Source organism: Gordonia sp. DT218 (genome assembly GCF_049847105.1).
Classification (GTDB): Bacteria; Actinomycetota; Actinomycetes; order Mycobacteriales; family Mycobacteriaceae; genus Gordonia.
Genome location: NZ_JBNCNS010000018.1, coordinates 1 through 715, shown reverse-complemented (window position 1 = coordinate 715; position 715 = coordinate 1). Strand labels below are relative to the sequence as shown.

Here is a 715-nt window from a genome sequence, read left to right as displayed (position 1 = left end):
GCAAGCAGCAGCACCCAGATCTTCCGCGTAAACACGAGATTCCCCCCAACATCGATCGCCAACAACGCGTTCACGCTACTTCACGCAAGGTCCGACGCCACGATCGTCCTCCGTGTGAACGACGAAGCCGCTGACCGAGGACCCCGATGGATCACTCCTTGTAGTCCGGCGCAATCCGCTCGACGAGCCGCAGCATCGCCTCCCACGCCAGGGCGTACCCGACGTCGTCGGTGAAGTCATCTCCCGACGTCTCGCCATTGAGTTGCTGTGCGGTGTGCTCGACGATGGCGCTGTCCGGGAAGACCACCCCGCCGGCTCGTGTTGCCGCCACTTGGATCTCACACGCCTTGTTCAGGTAGTACATCCGCAGAAATGCCTGCGCCGGAGTGGTTCCGACCGTCAGCAGACCGTGGTTGCGGAGGATCAACGCCGGGTGGGAGCCGATGTCGGTCACCAGTCGCTTCTGTTCGTCGAGGTTGAGCGCCACACCCTCGTAGTCGTGGTAGCCGACCCGTCCCGCGAACTCCATCGAGATCTGGTTGAGCGGGAGCAACCCCGATTCTGACGCGGCGACCGCGCACCCGGCCAGTGTGTGGGTGTGCAATACACAATGCGCATCGGGACGTTCGCGATGAATGGCGCTGTGAATGACGAACCCGGCCGGATTGACCGGCGCCGAGGTCTCCCCGACCACCTGGCCGTCGAGATCGATCCG

1 protein-coding gene is annotated in these 715 nt (G+C 63.5%); it reads right to left on the bottom strand.

Annotated features, from left to right (window positions below; all coding sequences use genetic code 11):
• Nucleotides 1–151 precede the first annotated feature (151 nt).
• On the bottom strand, nucleotides 152–715 hold a 564-nt coding region (locus ACPXCG_RS23960; RefSeq protein WP_425794893.1), incomplete at its 5' end, for a class II aldolase/adducin family protein.